At 60.7% G+C, this 20,801-nt stretch carries 19 protein-coding genes; 6 read left to right on the top strand and 13 right to left on the bottom strand.

From position 1 onward, the window contains the following. Window positions 1-39: 39 nt before the first annotated feature. The 4 genes from H096_RS06670 (at window position 40) to H096_RS06655 (ending at window position 2,975) form a co-directional block, all read left to right on the top strand. Window positions 40-828, top strand: a complete 789-nt coding sequence (locus H096_RS06670) for a helix-turn-helix transcriptional regulator (protein ID WP_033897379.1) — start codon at window positions 40-42, stop codon at window positions 826-828. A 71-nt stretch (window positions 829-899) separates the two neighbouring features. Beyond that, the gene (locus H096_RS06665; RefSeq protein WP_005784310.1) at window positions 900-1,199 is read left to right on the top strand and encodes a PsiF family protein; all 300 of its coding nucleotides are present in this window, start codon (window positions 900-902) and stop codon (window positions 1,197-1,199) included. A gap of 123 nt (window positions 1,200-1,322) precedes the next feature. Then, a complete protein-coding gene (locus H096_RS06660) occupies window positions 1,323-2,336 on the top strand; it encodes an AI-2E family transporter (protein ID WP_033897378.1) in 1,014 nt (337 codons plus the stop codon). Window positions 2,337-2,396: 60 nt separating this feature from the next. Next, complete coding sequence (locus H096_RS06655; protein ID WP_033897377.1) at window positions 2,397-2,975, top strand: hypothetical protein; 579 nt, start codon at window positions 2,397-2,399, stop codon at window positions 2,973-2,975. 254 nt (window positions 2,976-3,229) lie between these two features. On the opposite strand, the gene H096_RS06650 is transcribed toward H096_RS06655, so the two are convergent. Further along, window positions 3,230-4,498, bottom strand: coding sequence for an Hsp70 family protein (locus H096_RS06650; protein WP_033897409.1), 1,269 nt, complete (start codon window positions 4,496-4,498; stop codon window positions 3,230-3,232). 238 nt (window positions 4,499-4,736) lie between these two features. On the opposite strand from H096_RS06650, the gene H096_RS06645 reads away from it, so the two are divergent. Beyond that, complete coding sequence (locus H096_RS06645; RefSeq protein WP_033897376.1) at window positions 4,737-5,675, top strand: DnaJ C-terminal domain-containing protein; 939 nt, start codon at window positions 4,737-4,739, stop codon at window positions 5,673-5,675. Window positions 5,676-5,700: 25 nt separating this feature from the next. Here H096_RS06645 and H096_RS06640 read toward each other — a convergent pair whose 3' ends face one another. The 12 genes from H096_RS06640 to urtA form a co-directional block, all read right to left on the bottom strand. After that, window positions 5,701-5,982: a hypothetical protein gene (locus tag H096_RS06640; protein WP_033897375.1), complete on the bottom strand. Its 282-nt coding sequence runs from the start codon at window positions 5,980-5,982 to the stop codon at window positions 5,701-5,703. A 122-nt stretch (window positions 5,983-6,104) separates the two neighbouring features. After that, window positions 6,105-7,805: an urease subunit alpha gene (gene ureC / locus H096_RS06635; protein ID WP_033897374.1), complete on the bottom strand. Its 1,701-nt coding sequence runs from the start codon at window positions 7,803-7,805 to the stop codon at window positions 6,105-6,107. A 15-nt stretch (window positions 7,806-7,820) separates the two neighbouring features. Next, window positions 7,821-8,129: an urease subunit beta gene (locus H096_RS06630; RefSeq protein ID WP_033897373.1), complete on the bottom strand. Its 309-nt coding sequence runs from the start codon at window positions 8,127-8,129 to the stop codon at window positions 7,821-7,823. Beyond that, window positions 8,126-8,659, bottom strand: coding sequence for a GNAT family N-acetyltransferase (locus tag H096_RS06625; RefSeq protein ID WP_016976964.1), 534 nt, complete (start codon window positions 8,657-8,659; stop codon window positions 8,126-8,128). The genes H096_RS06630 and H096_RS06625 overlap by 4 nt, the downstream gene beginning before the upstream one ends. A gap of 5 nt (window positions 8,660-8,664) precedes the next feature. Then, a complete protein-coding gene (locus H096_RS06620) occupies window positions 8,665-9,177 on the bottom strand; it encodes a GNAT family N-acetyltransferase (RefSeq protein WP_033897408.1) in 513 nt (170 codons plus the stop codon). Between the two features lie 9 nt (window positions 9,178-9,186). Continuing rightward, complete coding sequence (locus H096_RS06615) at window positions 9,187-9,489, bottom strand: urease subunit gamma (protein WP_010213535.1); 303 nt, start codon at window positions 9,487-9,489, stop codon at window positions 9,187-9,189. Window positions 9,490-9,492: 3 nt separating this feature from the next. Beyond that, the gene (locus tag H096_RS06610) at window positions 9,493-10,332 is read right to left on the bottom strand and encodes an urease accessory protein UreD (protein ID WP_033897372.1); all 840 of its coding nucleotides are present in this window, start codon (window positions 10,330-10,332) and stop codon (window positions 9,493-9,495) included. A gap of 31 nt (window positions 10,333-10,363) precedes the next feature. Then, window positions 10,364-11,062 (bottom strand): urea ABC transporter ATP-binding subunit UrtE, encoded by a 699-nt coding sequence (gene urtE / locus H096_RS06605; RefSeq protein ID WP_033897371.1) that lies wholly within the window; start codon window positions 11,060-11,062, stop codon window positions 10,364-10,366. Between the two features lie 12 nt (window positions 11,063-11,074). Then, window positions 11,075-11,908, bottom strand: a complete 834-nt coding sequence (urtD, locus tag H096_RS06600) for an urea ABC transporter ATP-binding protein UrtD (protein ID WP_162240109.1) — start codon at window positions 11,906-11,908, stop codon at window positions 11,075-11,077. After that, a complete protein-coding gene (gene urtC, locus H096_RS06595) occupies window positions 11,905-12,972 on the bottom strand; it encodes an urea ABC transporter permease subunit UrtC (protein WP_033897369.1) in 1,068 nt (355 codons plus the stop codon). The genes urtD and urtC overlap by 4 nt, the downstream gene beginning before the upstream one ends. Next, window positions 12,972-14,474 carry an urea ABC transporter permease subunit UrtB gene (gene urtB / locus H096_RS06590; RefSeq protein ID WP_033897368.1) on the bottom strand — a complete coding sequence of 501 codons (1,503 nt, stop codon included), beginning with the start codon at window positions 14,472-14,474 and terminating at the stop codon, window positions 12,972-12,974. The genes urtC and urtB overlap by 1 nt, the downstream gene beginning before the upstream one ends. 144 nt (window positions 14,475-14,618) lie before the next feature. Next, window positions 14,619-15,884, bottom strand: a complete 1,266-nt coding sequence (gene urtA, locus H096_RS06585) for an urea ABC transporter substrate-binding protein (RefSeq protein ID WP_033897367.1) — start codon at window positions 15,882-15,884, stop codon at window positions 14,619-14,621. A gap of 313 nt (window positions 15,885-16,197) precedes the next feature. Between urtA and H096_RS06580 the strand changes: the two genes are divergently transcribed. Then, window positions 16,198-20,799, top strand: a complete 4,602-nt coding sequence (locus H096_RS06580; RefSeq protein WP_033897366.1) for a DUF4329 domain-containing protein — start codon at window positions 16,198-16,200, stop codon at window positions 20,797-20,799. The last annotated feature ends 2 nt before the right edge of the window (window positions 20,800-20,801 follow it).

Here is a 20,801-nt window from a genome sequence, read left to right as displayed (position 1 = left end):
TACTGCGATCCAGACAAACCACCTCTGTATCCAGACAATATGGCCAAGCACAACGTACGCCTTGCGGATTTCCCCCAGCTGCCGAGCCCGGTGTACTTCCGTTATTCGGATTTCGCCCCCGACACCGAGTGCACCCCGCACCAGCACTTCTGGGGTTCGCTGGATTACTCGGCCAGCGGCGTGATGCGCATGGAGGTGGCCGGCAACCGCTTCATGTCGCCGCCGCAATACGCGGTGTGGGTGCCGCCGCATACGCAGCACAGTTCCTACAACGCCGAGGCGATCGTCTATCACTCGGTCGGGTTGGCGCCGGAACTCTGTGAGCAGTTGCCCCAGCAGCCGTGCACCCTGGCGATCAGCGATATCCTCAAGGCCATCCTCAGCGATTTCGCCGGGCGTGATGTGAACATGCCGCAGACCGAGTCCGATATCCGCCTGGCCCAGGTGCTGGTGGACCAGCTCAAGCAGGCGCCGATCCACGAATGCTTTTTGCCTTACGCCCGTCACCCCGGCTTGCTTGGCGTACTCGAAGGCATGCAGGCCGACCCTGCCGATAACCGGCCCCTGGCGCACTGGGCCGAGCAAGTCCACGTGAGCGAACGCACCCTGGCGCGCCTGTTTGTGCGGGAGCTGGGCATGAGCTTCGGCGAATGGCGTCAACGCCTGCGCTACCTGGCGGCCATCGAAGCCCTCGACAGCCCGCGCAGCGTGCAACATGTGGCATTTGACCTGGGCTACAGCACCGCGTCAGCCTTTATCGCCATGTTCCAGCGCCAGGCGGGCTGCACGCCGGAGCAGTACCGACGGACGCATATCCGTAGCCGGTGAAGTTGTAACAGGCTTTGACTACACTGCTGGGTAGGCCGTGCCGCCCGGCACGGTAACAGGGAGAAAACTCCATGAAGATGCTGCGAATTCCGCTGTTGATGATGGGCCTGCTGCTGTGTTCCCAGGGTTTTGCCGCCACTGCCCAGCAAAACAAAATGACCACCTGCAATGCCGAAGCGACCACCAAGACGCTCAAGGGTGATGACCGCAAGGCCTTCATGAAGACCTGTCTGTCGGCCCCGGCGGCCAATGACGCCAAGACCCTGACGCCGCAGCAGCAGAAGATGAAGGATTGCAATGCCTCAGCGAAAACCAAGGCGCTGACCGGCGATGCGCGCAAAACCTTCATGAGCACTTGCCTCAAAGGCTGATCACACAGGTGGGAGCAGGCAGCCTGTTCCCACACTTGATCGCATTCACCACTGACCCACTCGCTTGATTCTCTCAAGGCTGGCAGACTGCCCATCCTTTAACGCCGTTCGTTTTGAGGCTGTATGCCAACGTTTTCTCAGCGTCACGTGATATTGCTGGCCAGCTACATCATCATTTTCGGCGGACTGCTGCTGGTACTGCCGCTCAAATTACTGCCCAGCCTGCTGGCCGGTCTGTTGGTGTTCGAGCTGGTCAACATGCTCACTCCCCAACTGCAACAGCTGATCGAAGGCCGGCGCGCGCGCTGGCTGGCGGTGGCCTTGCTCGGCACCTTGATCGTCAGTGTGCTGACTTTGATCTTCGCCGGTGCCATCAGCTTCCTGCTCCATGAAGCGGAAAACCCTGGCGCTTCCCTGGACAAATTCATGGGGGTGGTCGACCGCGCGCGCGGCCAGTTGCCGCCGTTCCTCGACGCTTACTTGCCTGCCAGTGCCGCCGAGTTCCGCGTGGCTATCGGCGACTGGCTAAGCAAGCACCTGAGCGAACTGCAGCTTGTGGGTAAGGACGCCGCCCACATGTTCGTCACCCTGCTGATCGGCATGGTGCTCGGTGCGATCATCGCCCTGCAGCGCGTGCCCGACCTGACCAAACGCAAACCCCTGGCCGCCGCGCTGTTCGACCGCCTGCACCTGCTGGTCCAGGCCTTTCGCAATATCGTCTTCGCACAGATCAAGATCGCCGCGCTCAACACCGCCTTCACCGCCGTGTTCCTCGCCGTTGTGTTGCCGCTGTGCGGGATTCACCTGCCGCTGACCAAAACCCTGATCGTTCTGACCTTCCTGCTCGGTCTGCTGCCGGTCATCGGCAACCTGATGTCCAACACGCTGATCACCATCGTCGCGCTGTCGCTGTCGATCTGGGTGGCGGTGGCGGCGTTGGGCTATCTGATCGTGATCCACAAGATCGAATACTTCCTCAATGCGCGCATTGTGGGCGGCCAGATCAGTGCCAAGTCGTGGGAGTTGTTGTTGGCGATGTTGGTGTTTGAGGCTGCGTTTGGCTTGCCGGGAGTGGTGGCGGGGCCGATTTATTACGCGTATCTCAAAAGTGAGCTGAAGCTCGGCGGGATGGTTTGACGCGATAACGCAAGTGCTTTGGCTTCACAAACTTTAAAGGGACTTAGAGGGAAACCCGCAGTGAGCGACAATATCTATGCGCCGCCAACGGCGCAGTTGAGCGATACGGTTAAGACGTCGCCTGAGTTTTACGTCATTTCCAAAAAGAAGCTGCTGATTCTCAGCGTGCTCAGTTTTGGGCTGTACACCTATATCTGGTCGTATAAAAACTGGCGCTTGTACAAGGATTTCCACCAGTTGGATATCAGGCCTTTGGCGCGGGCCATTTTCTTCATCTTCTTCATGCATCAGTTGTATCGCCGGGCTGATGATCGGGTAGCCCGTAGCGGTCGGAAATTCGATTTTGACTTCGAGCAGTGGGCGACCGTGTTCGTGGTGGTCACCGTAGGGTCACGGGTTTTCGAGATGGCCGCGAACCGGATCGACAGCTGGTTGGCCTACAAACCCCTGGTCATCCTGGCAGTGCCGCTGTGTGCCTACATCCTCCAGCAAGCCCAGGGCCTGATCAATTTTGCAGCGGACGACCCGGAAGGCATGAGCAATAACCGTTTCACGCTATGGAACTACCTGGTGATCGTGCCGGGTGTGGTCATGTGGTGCCTGACAGGGCTTGGGCTTTGGGCCATCTACCACCCTTAGGCACCACTCTAAAAAGGACTGCGCCATCACTACGGATTTGAAACTTGCGTTTTGCGCCATGGCGTTTAGAAAGTAGTGTGCCGAACTGAGTCTTTGTGGTGAGCGGGCTTGCCCCGCGCTGGGCTGCGTAGCAGCCCCAAAACCTGCAGGCAAGGAGTGCCAGATACGCTGCATTTCTCTTTACTGGGGCTGCTGCGCAGCCCAGCGCGGGGCAAGCGCGCTCACTACAGGAAGCTCGCTCAGCATTCGACAGATCAGTGCCCGTAGCGCTTGCTGGCCTCAATTGCCAGACCACTGCCGATACTGCCAAAGATATTGCCTTCCACATGCCGCGCATTCGGCAGCATCGCCGAAATGCTGTGGCGCAGCGCCGGGATCCCGCTGGAACCGCCGGTAAAGAACACCGTGTCCACCTGCGCCACGCTCACCGTAGCGTCGTTGAACAGTTGCGTCACGCTACCGCGCACACGCTCCAGCAAGGCGTCAATGGACGACTCGAACAACGCCCGGCTCAGGTCCACACTCAGGCCGGCTTCGATACGGTCCAGCGCCACGTGGCGGCTGTCTTCGTGGGTCAGCTGGATCTTGGTTTCTTCCACTTCCATGGCCAACCAATGCCCGGCGCGCTGTTCGATCAACTTGAACAGGCGGTCGATGCCACCGGTGTCTTCGATGTCGTAGCGCATGCTGCCCAGGGCCAGCTGGGATTTTTGCGAGTACACCGAGTTGATGGTGTGCCAGGTGGCCAAGTTCATGTGGTGGCTGGTGGGCATGTAGGCGCCACTCTTCATGCGGCTGCCGTAGCCGAACAGCGGCATCATGCCGTTGAGCGAGAGCTGCTTGTCGAAGTCGGTACCGCCGATGTGCACGCCGCCGGTGGCGAGGATGTCGCTCTGGCGGTTGTCGTTGTGACGACGGTCCGGCGACAGGCGCACCAGGGAGAAGTCAGACGTACCACCGCCGATATCGACGATCAGTACCAGCTCTTCTTTCTGGATGGTGGATTCGTAGTCAAACGCAGCCGCAATCGGCTCGTACTGGAACGAAATGTCCTTGAAGCCGATCTTGCGCGCCACGTCCACCAGGGTGTTCTCGGCTTCCTGGTCAGCCATCGGGTCGTCATCGACGAAAAACACCGGGCGGCCCAGCACCACTTCTTCGAACTCACGGCCGGCGTTGGCTTCGGCGCGGCTCTTGAGCTGGCCGATAAACAGCGCCAGCAGGTCGGTGAACGGCATCGCCGTGCCGAGCACGCTGGTGTCGTGCTTGATCAGCTTGGAACCCAGCAGGCTCTTGAGCGAGCGCATCAGCCGGCCTTCGTAGTTTTCCAGGTACTCGTGCAGCGCCAGGCGACCGTACACCGGGCGACGTTCCTCGAAGTTGAAGAACACCACCGACGGCAGGGTGATCTTGTCGTCCTCCAGCGCAATAAGCGTCTCCTCGCCGGGGCGGATCCAGCCGACGGTGGAGTTGGACGTGCCAAAGTCGATGCCGCAGGCACGGGCTGGGGATGAGTTTTCCATGACAATCAGGTTCCGGTTGAAAAACGGCCGCGCAGTGTATGCCAGTCGAGGGCGGATGCGTAGGCCGACCATCTGTTAAATCTTCCTTGAAACCTGGCGATTCGCCCCCACATCTGCTGCATACGGCAAGTGCCGATAACACTTTGACGCACCCCCAGGCCACAAGACTCAACAGGTGCAATGCAGCGCACGTTGTGCCCCGGGCTGTGCGATCTCGATTAAGGATGGTGAACCGCCGATGGATTTCAAAGACTACTACAAGATATTGGGCGTAGAGCCGACGGCCGACGACAAGGAAATCAAGGCGGCCTATCGCAAGCTCGCGCGTAAATATCACCCGGATGTCAGCAAGGAAAAAGACGCCGAAGCCAAGTTCAAGGACGCGTCCGAAGCCTATGAGGCGCTGAAAAGCGCCGACAAACGCGCCGAATACGACGAACTGCGCAAATACGGCCAGCATGGCCAGCCGTTCCAAGGGCCACCGGGCTGGCAGAGCCGTGGCGGTTTTGGTGGCGGCGGTGGCGGTGAGGACTTCTCGGACTTCTTCAGCTCGATCTTCGGCTCCCGTGGCGATGCTTTCGGTGGCGGCCAGCGTCGTCCTGCCGGGCGCAAGGGCCAGGACGTGGAGATGCAACTGACCGTGTCCCTTGAAGAGACGCTGTCCACCGAGTCCAAGCAGATCAGCTTCCAGGTGCCGCAATATGACGCCTCGGGCCGACATGTGAGCAACACCACCAAGAGCCTGAACGTGAAAATCCCGGCCGGCGTGGCCGACGGCGAGCGTATTCGCCTCAAGGCGCAGGGCGCACCGGGGATCGGTGGCGGGGCCAATGGCGACCTGTACCTGATCATCAAGTTTGCGCCGCATTCGAAGTTCGAAGTCGAAGGCGAAAACCTGGTGATCACCTTGCCGCTGGCACCGTGGGAACTGGCGCTGGGCGCCGAAGTGGCCGTGCCGACCCTGACCGGCAAGATCAACCTCAAGGTGCCTGCCGGCAGCCAGAACGGCCAGCGGATGCGCGCCAAGGGTCATGGTTTGCTGAACAAGGCCGGGGAACGAGGGTTCCTGTACATCCAGCTCAAGGCCGTGATGCCCAAACAGGCGGATGACGAGACCATCGCCCTGTGGCAGGAACTGGCGAAAAAGGCCGCGTTCAACCCTCGGGAAAACTTCTGAAAAATAGCCGCCGCGCGCTAACGGTCTAGCGCTGCGGCCTTCGTCGGTCATGCTGCAACTGCCCGGCAGGTACACCAGCAGCAAGCCCGCCCTGGTGGCCAGCCACAGGCGCGGGCGCAAAAACCTGAACGACATTGAGGCCCACCTGGGGGCGATCTAGGACATCAGAGCGTTTGCCGAACCACGGCTCAAAGCGGCGATCCAGCAGCAGTTCAGCCTGGACCTGGATGTCAACAACGTCTATTTCGCGCGCAAGTACGGCTTCAAAAGCCGCGATGACCTGTATGGATTTTTGGTCTTTGAGCAAACGCGCGATTCAGCCCTCAGTTACCGTTATCGCGGCTTGTTGTTGCTGGGCACCTTGACGGGGCGCCTGATGGGTTGGCTTCCCGGCAAGGCCCTGACGCCATGGGCGCCAGGGTTGTTGGCTCAGAACAGGAAATAACGCTGGGCCATCGGCAACACCTCGGCCGGTTCACACCACAGCAACACGCCATCGGCCTTAACCTGGTACGTCTGTGGGTCCACCTCGATATCCGGCAGGTAATCGTTGTGGATCAAGTCGGTTTTCTGCACGTTGCGGCAGCCCTTGACCACCGCTATCTGCTTTTTCAACCCCAGTGTTTCGGGCAAACCGGCGTCCTGGGCGGCCTGGCTGATAAAGGTCAGGCTGGTGGCGTGCAGCGAGCTGCCGAAGCTGGCGAACATCGGGCGGTAGTGCACTGGCTGCGGCGTGGGGATCGAGGCGTTGGCATCACCCATCAGGCTGGAAGCAATCGCGCCGCCCTTGAGGATCAAGGTCGGTTTGATGCCGAAAAATGCCGGGCGCCACAGCACCAGGTCGGCCCACTTGCCCACCTCAATGGAACCGACGATGTGGCTGACGCCGTGGGTGATCGCCGGGTTGATGGTGTACTTGGCGATGTAGCGTTTGGCGCGGAAATTGTCATTGCCGGGGCCGTCGCCGGGCAGTGGGCCGCGCTGTTTTTTCATCTTGTCGGCGGTCTGCCAGGTGCGTGTGATCACCTCGCCCACGCGGCCCATGGCCTGGCTGTCGGAGCTGATCATCGAGAACGCGCCGAGGTCGTGCAGGATGTCTTCGGCGGCGATGGTCTCGCGGCGGATGCGGCTTTCGGCGAAGGCGACGTCTTCGGCAATGCTCGGGTCGAGGTGATGGCAGACCATCAGCATGTCGAGGTGTTCGTCGATGGTGTTGCGCGTGAACGGCCGCGTCGGGTTGGTGGAGCTGGGCAGTACGTTGGCGAAGCCGCAGGCCTTGATGATGTCCGGCGCGTGGCCGCCACCGGCACCTTCGGTGTGGTAGGTGTGGATGGTGCGGCCCTTGAGGGCAGCGAGGGTGGTTTCGACGAAGCCGGATTCGTTGAGGGTGTCGCTGTGGATCGCCACCTGCACGTCGTATTCATCGGCAACGCTCAGGCAGTTGTCGATGCTCGCCGGGGTGGTGCCCCAGTCTTCATGCAGCTTCAAACCGATGGCGCCGGCCTTGACCTGTTCGATCAACGGCTCCGGCAAACTGGCGTTGCCCTTGCCGGTAAAGCCGATGTTCATCGGGAACGAATCGCTGGCCTGGAGCATGCGCGCCAGGTGCCATGGGCCCGAGGTGCAGGTGGTCGCGTTGGTACCGGTGGCAGGCCCCGTGCCGCCGCCGATCATGGTGGTGACGCCGCTGGTCAGCGCTTCTTCGATCTGCTGCGGGCAGATGAAATGCACGTGGCTGTCGATGCCGCCGGCGGTGAGGATCATGCCTTCGCCGGCAATCACCTCGGTGCTAGCGCCGATGGCCATGGTCACGCCGGGTTGGATGTCCGGGTTGCCGGCCTTGCCGATGGCGTGGATGCGACCGTTCTTCAGGCCGACGTCGGCCTTGACGATGCCCCAGTGGTCGATGATCAGCGCGTTGGTGATCAGGGTGTCGACCACTTCATGGGCGAGCAATTGGCTCTGGCCCTGGCCGTCGCGGATGACTTTGCCGCCGCCGAATTTCACTTCTTCGCCATAGACGGTGAAGTCCTGTTCGACTTCGACGAACAACTCGGTGTCGGCCAGGCGGACCTTGTCACCGACGGTGGGGCCGTACATGTCGGCGTAGGCTTGTCTGGAAATTTTCATGTGTATGTCCTCAAGTTATTCCAGATTGCCCATGATGCGTCCGGCAAACCCGAACACTCGGCGCCCGCCACTCAAATCCACCAACTCCACCTCCCGACTCTGCCCTGGCTCAAACCGCACCGCCGTCCCCGCCGGAATGTTCAACCGCATGCCGCGACTTGCCGCACGATCAAACGTCAGCGCGTCATTGGTCTCGAAAAAATGATAATGCGAACCCACCTGGATCGGCCGGTCGCCACTGTTGGCCACGCTCAGGCTGATCGTGCGGCGGCCAACGTTGAGTTCGATATCGCCAGGCTGGATCTGATATTCACCAGGAATCATGCAGGTTGCCCCAGGGTCTTGAAGTAGATGGCGGTCGGGCTGTAGCGCCCGTCCGGGCTTTGGCAGTAGTCGGGCAGTTCACCGATCTTGGTGTAGCGCAGCGACTGGTAGAAGGCTTCGGCGGGGGAGCCGGCCTCGGTGTCCAGGTACAGCAGGCCGCGCTTGTGCTGGCGCGCGGCGAGTTCCAGGGTGCTCATCAATTGCTGGCCGAGGCCATGGCGGCGCGCGCTGCTGTGCACCAACAGCTTTTGCACCTCGGCGCGGTTGAGGCCGTTGGCTTTCTGGCACAGCGCCAATTGCACGCTGGCAATCACCTGTTCATCACGCACCACCACCCACAGCAACAGGCTGGTGTCTTCGATGCTCGCCTGCACGCTGCGCAGATACTCGCGGGCCTGGGCCTCGTCGAAGTCGGCCATGAAGCCGACGGACGCGCCATGCCTGACCGCGTCCAGCAACAGCTCGATCAAGCCCAGGCGATAGTGGGCAAAACTTTCCGCATTGACTCGACGCAGTTGCGCGGCGTTCATCGACGTCACTCCTTGGGCGGTTCGGCGCCCGGGTTCAAGGCCAGTTGCATGAAGGTCAGGTCCAGCCAGCGGCCGAACTTGATGCCCACTTGGGGCATCTGCCCGGTGGTGATGAAGCCCTGGCGCTCATGCAGGCGGATCGAAGCCTGGTTGCCGCTCTCGATGGCGGCGACCATCACGTGTTTGCCGCACGCGCGTGCACGTTCGATCAGCGCCGCCATCAGCAACGGACCGAGGCCCTTGCCGCGTTGGTCGCTGCGCACATACACCGAATGCTCGACGCTGTAGCGGAAACCTTCGAACGGCCGCCAGTCACCGAAAGAGGCATAACCGGTGACTTCAGCGTTTTCCACCGAGACCAGGATCGGGTAACCCTGGGCATGCCGCGCACTGAACCAGGCCTGGCGGTTGCCCAGGTCCACCGGTTGTTCGTTCCAGATCGCCGTGGTGTTGAGGACCGCGTCGTTGTAGATATCGCGGATCGCCGGCAGATCATTTTGGGTTGCGTCACGAATCATCATCAGGCCTCACGCAATCGGCTGGTGCACGGTGACCAGCTTGGTGCCGTCGGGGAAAGTGGCTTCCACCTGGATATCCGGGATCATTTCCGGGATGCCTTCCATCACTTGTTCGCGGCTGAGCAGGGTGGTGCCAAAGTGCATCAGGTCAGCCACGGTGCGGCCATCGCGGGCGCCTTCCATCAGGGCGGCGGAGATGTAGGCGATGGTTTCCGGGTAGTTGAGCTTCACGCCGCGCGCGAGACGGCGCTCTGCCACCAAGCCTGCGGTGAAGATCAGCAGTTTGTCTTTTTCCCGTGGGGTCAGGTCCATGGTTCAGGTACTCCAGATTCGGGGGGGGACGGCTTCACGGCCCAGCACGGCGGGGCGTAACAGGCGCCATAAATCGATCAGCCAGGCGCGGGCATGCAGCGCTTCGCTGGCCAGGCAGCGGGCGACCAGCAGGCCCGGCAATTGGGTCAGGTCACCGCGCACTGCGTGGGGCAGGGCGCGGCAGGTGTCGAGTAATTCAGGGTCGATATCGGCCGTCAGCAGCAACGTGGCAAACACGGGTTGCCCGTCCAGCCCGATGGGCGAATCGAGCAAACCGTCGGCGCCGACAATGCGCTGGCGTTCATGCCAGAGCAACTGACCGTCGCGGCGGATATCGAGGTGTGATTGAAAGTGGCCAAGCTCAAAACGCTCGCCGCTGGCCGGGCGGCCGAGGGCGACCACATCCCAGTAGAACAAGCGCGCATCGCCTTGCAGTTCGATGCGCGTGGTGAGTTCGGCCTGGGCGGCGCTGAACACGATGGTTTCCTGGGGCAGCCATTCCAGCGTAGCGCCGGCTTCCACGGTGAGGTCCAACTGCTGAAACGCAGGGCCCTTGGCGCGATACCATTTGGCTGCGCCAGGGCTGGTCAACTGGGCCCAGGCGCCTGCACCGACGTGGGCGCTGATGTCCAGGCGATCACCCCCGGCAATGCCTCCGGGCGGGTGCACGATGATGTGCTGGCACACCTCGGGGCCTTCGGCGTACAGGTGTTTTTGCACGCGCAACGGGCCGAGGTGGCGGCGCATCACCGGCCGCGTGGTGTCGCCGAAACGCGCGTAGCCGAGTTCCAGCTCGGCGTGCCAGCTGGGGGTGAACAGGGCAGGAGTAACGGGCAGGTTCATGGCAAAGAGCTTATCGTTAGGAGGCTACAGATTAGATGGTTACCAGGCCGCGCACACCCTCACTTTCCATATTTTCACCTCGGCCCTGCTGCACGATTTCACCACGGGACATCACCAGGTATTGGTCGGCCAACTCGGCGGCAAAGTCGTAGAACTGCTCCACCAGCAGGATCGCCATATCGCCGCGCTCCGCCAGTTTCTTGATCACCGCGCCAATCTCCTTGATCACCGAGGGTTGAATGCCTTCGGTGGGTTCGTCGAGGATCAGCAAGCGCGGGCGACTGGCCAACGCCCGCCCAATCGCGAGCTGTTGCTGCTGGCCGCCAGACAAATCACCGCCACGCCGATGTTTCATCTGCAGCAACACGGGGAACAGTTCGTAGATGAATGCCGGGACTTCCTTGGCCTCTGAACCGGGGAAGCGCGAGAGCCCCATCAAGAGGTTTTCTTCCACCGTCAGCCGCCCGAAAATTTCTCGGCCCTGTGGCACGTAGGCGATACCCGCGTGCACGCGTTGGTGCGGCTTGAAACCGGTGATGGCGCGGCCTTCCCAATTCACCGCGCCTTCTTTGGCCGGCAGCAAGCCCATCAGGCACTTGAGCAGGGTGGTCTTGCCCACGCCGTTACGGCCGAGCAGGCAGGTCACTTCGCCGATCTTCACGTCAAACGACAGTCCGCGCAGGATGTGGCTACCGCCGTAATACTGGTGCAACTTGTCGACTTGCAGCATGTTCAGCTCTCCTCAGCGGCCCAGATAGACTTCGATCACCCGCTCGTTTTCCTGCACCTGTTCCAGCGACCCTTCGGCCAGCACGCTGCCCTGGTGCAACACGGTAACGTGGTCGGCAATCGAGCCGACAAACCCCATGTCGTGTTCCACCACCATCAGCGAATGCTTGCCCGCCAGGCGCTTGAACAGTTCGGCGGTGAATTCGGTTTCCGCGTCGGTCATGCCCGCCACCGGTTCATCCAGCAGCAATAGTTGCGGGTCCTGCATCAGCAACATGCCGATTTCCAGGAATTGCTTCTGGCCGTGGGACAGCAACCCCGCCTGGCGCTGGGCCGAAGCGGTCAGGCGGATGGTGTCGAGCACTTCATCGATACGGTCTTTCTGCTCGCCGCTCAAGCGTGCGCGCAGGCTGGCCCATACGGATTTGTCGGTCTTCTGCGCCAGCTCCAGGTTTTCGAACACGCTGAGGGCTTCGAACACCGTCGGCTTCTGGAACTTGCGGCCGATACCGGCCTGGGCGATCTGCACTTCACTCAGGCGGGTCAGGTCGAGGTTTTCGCCAAACCAGGCGGTGCCGTGGCTGGGCCGGGTCTTGCCGGTGATCACGTCCATCAGCGTGGTCTTGCCCGCGCCATTGGGGCCGATGATGCAGCGCAGCTCGCCGACGCCGATGTACAGGTTCAAGGTGTTGAGCGCCTTGAAACCATCAAAGCTGACGCTGATGTCTTCCAGGCTCAGGATGGTGCCGTGGCGGGTGTTGAGACCCTTGCCGGCCGCCTGGCCAATACCGATGGCATCGCGGCCGGCGCCTGCATCGAAAATAGGTTCAAGCATGACGTTCCTCATTTCTTCAGCAGGCCGATAACGCCCTTGGGCAGGTACAGGGTGACGATGATGAACAGCGCCCCGAGGAAGAACAGCCAGTATTCCGGGAACGCCACGGTGAACCAGCTCTTCATGCCATTGACCACGCCAGCGCCCAGCAGCGGGCCGATCAGCGTGCCGCGCCCGCCCAGAGCGACCCATACGGCAGCTTCGATGGAGTTGGTCGGTGACATTTCGCTGGGGTTGATGATGCCCACCTGCGGCACATACAACGCTCCTGCCAACCCGCACAGCACTGCGCTCAGTACCCACACGAACAGTTTGAAACCGCGCGGATCGTAGCCGCAGAACATCAGGCGGTTCTCGGCGTCACGCAGTGCGGTCAGCACCCGGCCGAACTTGCTCTTTGCCAAGCGCCAGCCGATAAACAAGCTGACCACCAGCAACAGCACCGTCGCTACAAAAAGCACCGCCCGCGTGCCCGGTTCGGTAATGCCGAAACCGAGGATGCTACGGAAATTAGTGAAGCCGTTATTGCCGCCAAAGCCGGTCTCGTTCCTGAAGAACAACAGCATCCCGGCGAAGGTCAGGGCCTGGGTCATGATCGAGAAATACACGCCCTTGATTCGCGAGCGGAAGGCAAAAAAACCGAACACCAGCGCCAGCAAACCCGGCGCCAGCACCACCAGGCACATGGCCCAGAGGAAGTGCTCGGTGCCGACCCAGTACCACGGCAATTCGGTCCACGACAAAAAGGTCATGAACGCCGGCAGCTCATCGCCGGACGCCTGGCGCATCAGGTACATGCCCATCGCATACCCACCGAGGGCGAAGAACAAGCCGTGGCCGAGGGACAACATCCCCGCATAGCCCCAGACCAAATCCAGGGCGAGGGCGACGATGGCGTAGCAGAGGATCTTGCCCACCAGCGTCAGGGTGTAGGCCGAGATATGAAAGGCGCTGTCGGCGGGCAGCAGCGACAGCAACGGCAGCGCCAGCAGCAGGATCAGGATCACCGCACCCACGGCAATCGTCACCTTGGGCCCGACTTTCTGCGTGGCGGTAAGCATCAATGGCTGGTTCATCAGTCGATCACCCGTCCTTTCAGTGCGAAGAGTCCTTGCGGGCGTTTCTGGATAAACAGAATGATCAGCGCGAGGATCAGGATCTTGCCGAGCACGGCGCCGATCTGGGGTTCGAGGATCTTGTTGGCGATGCCCAGCCCGAAGGCGGCCATGACGCTACCGGCCAACTGGCCAACACCGCCAAGGACCACCACCAGGAAGGAATCGATGATGTAGCTCTGGCCCAGGTCCGGGCCGACGTTGCCGATCTGGCTCAGCGCCACGCCGCCCAGCCCGGCGATGCCGGAACCCAGGCCAAACGCGAGCATGTCCACCCGCCCGGTGGGCACGCCGCAGCAGGCCGCCATGTTGCGGTTCTGGGTCACGGCACGCACGTTGAGGCCCAGGCGGGTCTTGTTCAGCAGCAACCACGTCAGCACCACCACGCACAGCGCGAAGCCAATGATCACAATCCGGTTGTACGGCAGCACTAGATTGGGCAGCACTTGAATGCCGCCGGACAGCCAGGCGGGGTTGGACACTTCGACGTTCTGCGCGCCAAACACCAGGCGCACCAGCTGGATCAGCATCAGGCTGATACCCCAGGTGGCGAGCAAGGTTTCCAGCGGGCGGCCATACAGGTGACGAATCACTGTGCGCTCTAGCGCCATACCGATGGCGGCGGTGACAAAAAACGCCACCGGCAGCGCGATCAGCGGGTAGAACTCGATGGCTTGCGGCACATAACGCTGCATCAGCATTTGCACCACATAGGTGGAGTAGGCGCCGAGCATCAGCATCTCGCCGTGGGCCATGTTGATCACGCCGAGCAGGCCAAAGGTGATCGCCAGGCCCAGCGCCGCCAGCAGCAGGATCGAACCGAGGGACATGCCGCTGAAGGCTTGTCCGAGGATTTCACCTAGCATCAACTTGCGTTTGACCTGGGCCAGGCTGGTTTCGGCGGCGGTGTGCACGGTGGCATCGGTCTCGACGCCGGGGGCGAGCAAGGCTTCAAGGCGAGTGCGCGCCAGTGGGTCGCCGGTGTTGCCGAGCAAACGCACGGCGGCGAGGCGCACGACCGGGTCAGGGTCGACCAGTTGCAGGTTGGCCAGGGCGAGGCTGAGGGCCGTGTGTACGTCTTCATTGGTCTCGCTGGCGACCTGCTGGTCGAGGAATTTCAGTTGCGCGGGTTGTGCGCTTTTTTGCAGGGTGTGCGCGGCAGCCAGGCGTACCTTGGGGTCTGCGGCGAGCAGTTGCTGGCTGGCCTTTACGTTGTCGATCAGGCTGCGCAGTCGGTTGTTCAGGCGGATGGTTTTGGTTTCACCGTTGAGCGTGAGTTGGCCTTGTTCAAGGGCGTCCACCAATTCGATACGTGCTGGATCGGGTTGGGCGGCCCAGTCCTGGAGCAGCTTGGCTTGTTGGCTGGGGTTGGCGGACAGGAAGTCTTCGGCGTCGCTGGCATATACCGCCAAGGGCAGTAATAACAGGATTGCCAGAATGAAGCGGCAGAGGGCAGTGGGCATAACAAAGTATCCTGATCATGCGCGGACTGGCTTTCTGTGGGAGCGTGCTTGCTCGCGAATGCGGTGTGTCAGTCAATACATCTGTTACTGATCCACCGCATTCGCAAGCAAGCCCGCTCCCACATTTTTTGACCGAGTCGGGCTTTAGTTGCTCTTCACGGCGTAATCCGGCTTCTTGTCATTGCCCGGAATGTACGGGCTCCACGGCTGCGCCCGGATCGGCTCCTGGGTCTGCCACACTACCGAGAACTGACCATCCGCCTGGATCTCACCAATCATTACCGGCTTGTGCAGGTGGTGGTTGGTCTTGTCCATGGTCAAGGTAAAGCCCGACGGCGCGGCAAATGTCTGCCCGGCCAGCGCTTCACGCACTTTGTCGACGTCGGTGGACTTGGCTTTCTCCGCCGCCTGCGCCCACATATGGATGCCCACGTAAGTGGCTTCCATCGGATCGTTGGTCACGGCTTTGTCCGCGCCCGGTAGGTTGTGTTTCTTGGCGTAGGCTTTCCAGTCGGCGACGAACTTCTGGTTCACCGGGTTCTCCACCGACTGGAAGTAGTTCCACGCGGCGAGGTTGCCCACCAGCGGCTTGGTGTCGATGCCGCGCAGTTCTTCTTCACCCACGGAGAACGCCACCACCGGCACGTCGGTGGCTTTCAAACCCTGGTTGGCCAGCTCCTTGTAGAACGGCACATTGGAGTCGCCGTTCACGGTGGAGATCACGGCTGTCTTGCCGCCGGCGGAGAACTTTTTGATGTTGGCGACGATGGTCTGGTAATCGGCATGGCCGAACGGGGTGTAGACCTCTTCGATGTCTTTATCCGCTACGCCTTTGGAGTGCAGGAACGAACGCAGGATCTTGTTGGTGGTGCGCGGGTACACGTAATCGGTGCCCAGCAGGAAGAAGCGCTTGGCGCTGCCGCCTTCTTCGCTCATCAGGTATTCCACCGCCGGGATCGCCTGCTGGTTTGGCGCCGCACCGGTATAGAACACGTTCGGCGACATCTCTTCGCCTTCGTATTGCACCGGGTAGAACAGCAGGCCATTGAGTTCTTCGAACACCGGCAACACGGATTTGCGCGACACCGAAGTCCAGCAGCCGAACACCACGGCGACTTTGTCCTGGGTCAGTAACTGGCGGCCCTTTTCCGCAAACAGCGGCCAGTTCGACGCAGGGTCGACGACCACAGGCTCCAGCATTTTGCCATTCACACCGCCCTTGGCGTTGATCTCGTCGATGGTCATCAAGGCCATGTCTTTGAGCGATGTTTCGGAGATGGCCATGGTGCCCGACAGCGAATGCAGGATGCCGACCTTGATGGTCTCGGCGGCCTGGATCGTCCAGGTCATGCCCATGGCGGCAATGGATGCCGAAAGAGTGAAAGCCTTGATCAAGCTGCGACGCTTCATGGTGCAATCTCCGTGACCGATTTTTCTTGGATGGCTGATAGGAGAGGAGATAGCAAAGGCTGTGCCGAAGTTGTCAAAGCCTGGCAGGTGAGGGGCAGAGAGGGGCGGGAAGGGCCAGGGCGCGCACCATTGTGGCGCTTGTTGAACGCTCGTGTGCACGGCGATGGGCTGTTGTGGTGCCTGCTGACGTTGTGTGGCGCACGCCAGCAGCCCACGAACAACCGGACTACTTATCTACCGATTTAACGTCGTGCCCGGTGCCGAGAATGAAGCGCCAGGACATTGTGTCCTGGCATCATCTCAAGGAGTGGTCATGGCTATCAGATTGTCACGCGAAGAGCGGGCAGCCAGTTCGAACCGTGGGGCTGCAAAGTTGCCCACGCTAAGCCCGGCGTTTATCAAGGAAACCGATGCGGCCTACTGGGCGCATTTGCACATCGGCGAACGCCGTGATGTGGAGTACGGCGGGGTGATCGTGCGCGATGCAGCCGGCCTGTATTTCGCAAGTTACCCGTTCCAGGGTGGGACCCTGCAGTTTGATCTGCGCGATGTATTGGCGTTGGGAGACGATGGCCTCTTTCTACAGCCGTCGGGCTATACCTGTGTGGCCAGTTACCACTCCCATCCTGCGCAACATGCACATATCAATAGCCGAAACCCCAGTTTCGATGAGCGTATGACCAAGGCATTTCTTGGGTTTTTCTCCGGTACGGACTTTTACTCGGATGTGTATGAGCGTAATTTTTTCCCCTCGGCTTATTTGTCCGGCCCGGACGGTTCGCTGATTCGCCACACCCCCAGCGGTTCGCCGGCGGAATTCAGTTTTGCATTGTGGGTACAGGCCGGGAAGCCTGCCAACAGCCCCGTGGGGGTTTACGGCCCCTTTGATCAGTTCATCAAGAAGGTTTCCAGCTTCGGCTCGCTGAGCTTTATCGTGTCAACCGATTGGTGGGGAGGCTCCGTCGGGCGGGTCCCGGCTGATTGGGTAGTGTTCGAACCCTTTGCCTCCTCCGAAGTCACCGAGCAACCGTTGTGTTCAAGTGTCTACGACCAGGCGAAGCTGGCGGTGATGACGGCGCTACCTTCGCCGGCGCCAGAGGCTCAGGTGGGTTTTGTGCTCAAGCACCTCACCCAAGAACGCTACGTGGCCACCGTGGCAGCCCCCGGGCATGCGCCGTTGTTTGCGTTGGATGGCGTGTTTCCAAAAGGCCCTGACGGTACGCCGCAATTGCCTTTCGACTATCGCCTGGAGGCCATTTACTTCAGCGACTGGTACGCCAAAGAGGAGGTGTCGGCCCGGGAAGACTGGCTCGCCAGTGTGTTTTTCTCCCCGGCACAGGTGGTCGCGGCGATTCAACAGGGGCAAAGCACTGAGAAGTTGCACGCTCCCAGCCGTGGGCTGGACCTGTACATGCGAGCCTTGGACCACACCCTACTTCAACTCAAGGTGCCTTCGGCGGCGTTGTCCACCGAGCTGTTCAAGCGCGCGAGTGACGGTACGATCAATGACAACGGCGCCCAGGCGGCGCTGACCGCAGGCACCTTGAGCCCACGCAACTATGTGCGCAGGGTGATCGACGCCACGCCGCTGTGGGTGGTGCAGTCCGGAGGGCTGTGGCATGAAGTGGGCAGTGTGGACAATCGCTCGGCGTTGTTGAGCCCACTTTACTCGGCCACACTGAGTCACTCGTTTTTCTCCGCCCGTGATGCGGCAGTGTATGCCCATGAGCAAGTCGGCCATCAACGCAGCTTCTACTACGGAGGCTATGTACTAAAGAGCACGGATGGCCGTTTTGTGATCACCCAACCGCTGGAAAGTGTGGTGCATCCTTTTGCGTCCACGCTGTTTTTTCCGGTGAACGAACCTGGCCCGCTGATTCCGCCAGAGTCTTACGAACTGCATGCCCGTTATGGCTCCCACACGGAGCTGTCGATGGTCGACCCCGAGTGGGTCAAACAGCGGGGCTGGTCACGGGACGAAGCCTTGATTAACTTGCAGGTGTTTTCCACCGAAGAGATGTACTCGATCATTCAGGATCGACGGGTGGCGTACTTGTCCGGGGCTGAGGACTGCCTGTTGGAGTACACGCCGAATCAGTCGCCTGAAGAAGCGTTGCTGCTGGCCAATATCGCGCCTGGTGCCGGGGAGAACAGCCTGGGGCGGCGCCTCGATCGCGGTGAGATCCGGCCGGGCGATTGGGTGCGGCGCCTGGCCGTGGCTGGGGAGTTCAAGATCGTTCAGGGCAATGCATTGTGGGGGCCACGTTCGGTGGTCTACAGCGATTGGTCGCCCAATTTTACCTATGCCCCACGATCCGGTCCGCCTGATTACATAACCTATGGCGGTATCTTTACCAGCGCCGATGAGGCGGCTCGAGACGTGCAATCGCGAGTGCAGGGGCGTCGGTTGCCGGAAGAGGCGTGCTTTGCCTTTGTGCTCAAGCATGAAAGCTGGCTACAGTTCATCGCCACCGAAGTGGTTGGCGCGCGCACCGTAGAAGAACTGTTCAAACTGAACCGTCTGTTTCCCCGTGTACACCGGCGGGACCTCTACCGACTGCCCGAGGGGTTTAGGCTGCATTCCTTATTCCGCTCGCAGCAATGGTCGCCTCACTGGCTGTCGGGCGCCTCTGGCTGGTTAACACAGCATTTCGTCATGCCCGACGTATTGTTGGCCGCGCTCACTCGCGCTCTGGAGGATGAAAATGCACGCATGGCGATTTACTTTTCCACGCTTGACGGCGCGCTGTTACGGTATAGACCCTCGCCTATAAACTTGGAAAAGGGTGGCGAGGCCGACCGCTTACTGGGGGAGGCAAAAACCCAACTGGCTTCCGGTGCGAAGACACCGCAGGCGTTTATCCAGGACTGGGCGGCCAGGGGCGACCTGCAAGTGGTGCGTGTCAGCCTTTACTGGGACAAGGTCGGGCTGGTCGGTACTGAGTGGAACGGCTATGAACACATTGCGCCGCGCCGTTTGACCCCGTGTTTCGCGTTTGCCGATGATGCCGTGCGCCACGCCCAGGCATTGGTCGGTAATGGGCACAAACGCACGTATGGCGGGGTCGTCCTGCAGTTGGTCAATGGGCTGTTTGTAGCGACAGAGCCCCTGCTGATTCCTCCTCAGGGCGCGACACTGAGTTGGGTCTACCCCGATGCTACGATTGCTACCGGGCTTTACCCAGGTGGCAGTACCCTCGTTGCCAACTACCGGTCGTTGCCGGAGCGAGAGGTGCCCATACTGCTGTCGCCGACGCAAAAAGCCGTTTACCAAAGCATGATTCCCACTGAGGTACTGGCTCATCTACTGCGCCAGACCACTAAGATCAAACGTCAATACGTGTTCGGCCCCACCGGTTCGATACTCAGCTATCAATTGTCAGACACTATTGATGAGGCGCAGCTCAAAAAAAGCCTGAATCTCAATGGCCGCTACACCGGCGACTTCGTTGACAATTTCGCAGAACAGAAAATGCGTACCCAAGCCCTGCTGCCTCAGGACTTCGTCGAGAGTGTGGTCCGCGCCGGCGAGTTGCGCGTGGTGCAGGGCGATACCTTGTGGGGTAGCCCCAGGCTGTTAAGACCCAGGTTTGCACTGAATCAATATCAGGCCAAGCCATGGGAGGTTATCTCGGCGGTTGCTGACGCGCCGTGCGGTCCGATTTTTACCCGTGCTTTGGATGCCGTGCGGCATATTCAGCGCCGTTGGCAGCCACAGGCTCGTGTTGCTGTCGGCTATGTGCTTAAGGCATTCGGACGGGAGTATTACGTGGCCACCCAGCCCTTTCTCAGAGATAGCCATGAGAATTTAAAGGCGATCTTCCATGATGGAAAAGTACCTCAGGGTTATTCGATTATTGGCGTGTATTTGTGTGCGTCGACCGAAACGATCGCTACGGCTGACGATGCAATGGCCCAGCATTTTTTCGCACCAGCGAGGATTGCCCAAGCGCTGCAGTTCATGACCACGCCTCGCAACGGGAACACGTTGCCGTTGTACCTGTTGTGCGCTGACGGCGCGCTGCTTGGGTATACCGTGCCCAAGACGGCGTCCGTATCGGAACGCCTGAGCAAGGTGAGTCAGGACGCCACGCAACTGCGAGATGGCACGCTGACGGTGCGTGACTATGTCGTCAAGTTGGCTGAACTCGGTGAGTTGCAAGTCAGGCTCACCAGTGAAATATGGGGGCGCAAGGAGCGTGTCAATGCGCAGTGGCAGCCAAAACGGGTGCCCCACAGCTTTACCAGCGATCCCTATTTCCATTCGTTCTGCGGGCCACTGTTTTTCTTTGCCGACGACGCCGCGCGTTATGCCCAGCAGTTGATCGCACCGTTTCAGGCCAAGACGTATCTGGGGGCCCTGCTGGTGCCCCCGCGCCTATCGGGGTTTGTTGCGATTGACTCGGTGGAAGACCGGCCCGGGCTTGGCAACAGTTCGCTGGAGTGGTTCTTCTGGCCTGGGCATGCCGGGTTCGACGTACCGTCGGGTCACGACCTGCATGACTACAAGATTGCTGCGGTGCATGCGTTCTTCAAATCAATCCCGTACACCAGCAGTCTCAAACCTCTGGACATCAGTCTGCTGCCCAATTTTGTCTCCAGTCAGGACCTGAACAGTTACCTGTCTGTGCACATCAGCAATCTTCCCGACGCCCAATGCATCTATCTCTCTTGCCGGGGGGGTGGCCTGCTCAAGTACGTACCCGCAGTGTCGAGCGCGGAGTCGACACTGCTTAGCGCTCGGCCTGCGCCTTCGCCCAGTGCACTGGTCAGTCATTTGTGCCGTTTGGGCAGCTTGTCGGTATTGATCACTGACACGTTCTGGAAAAGGCGAGGGGTGCTGGGGGTCGAATGGGCAACGGTCAGTGGGGAGGCCGGCGAGCCCTGGTATGGGCGTGCAAAAGACGAACTCTAATC

The sequence above is a fragment of the Pseudomonas sp. FH1 genome (assembly GCF_000510895.2).
In the GTDB taxonomy this organism is placed as follows: domain Bacteria; phylum Pseudomonadota; class Gammaproteobacteria; order Pseudomonadales; family Pseudomonadaceae; genus Aquipseudomonas; species Aquipseudomonas azotoformans_A.
The sequence above is the reverse complement of the archived record's forward strand: the minus strand, read 5'-3'. Positions and strand labels throughout refer to the sequence as shown.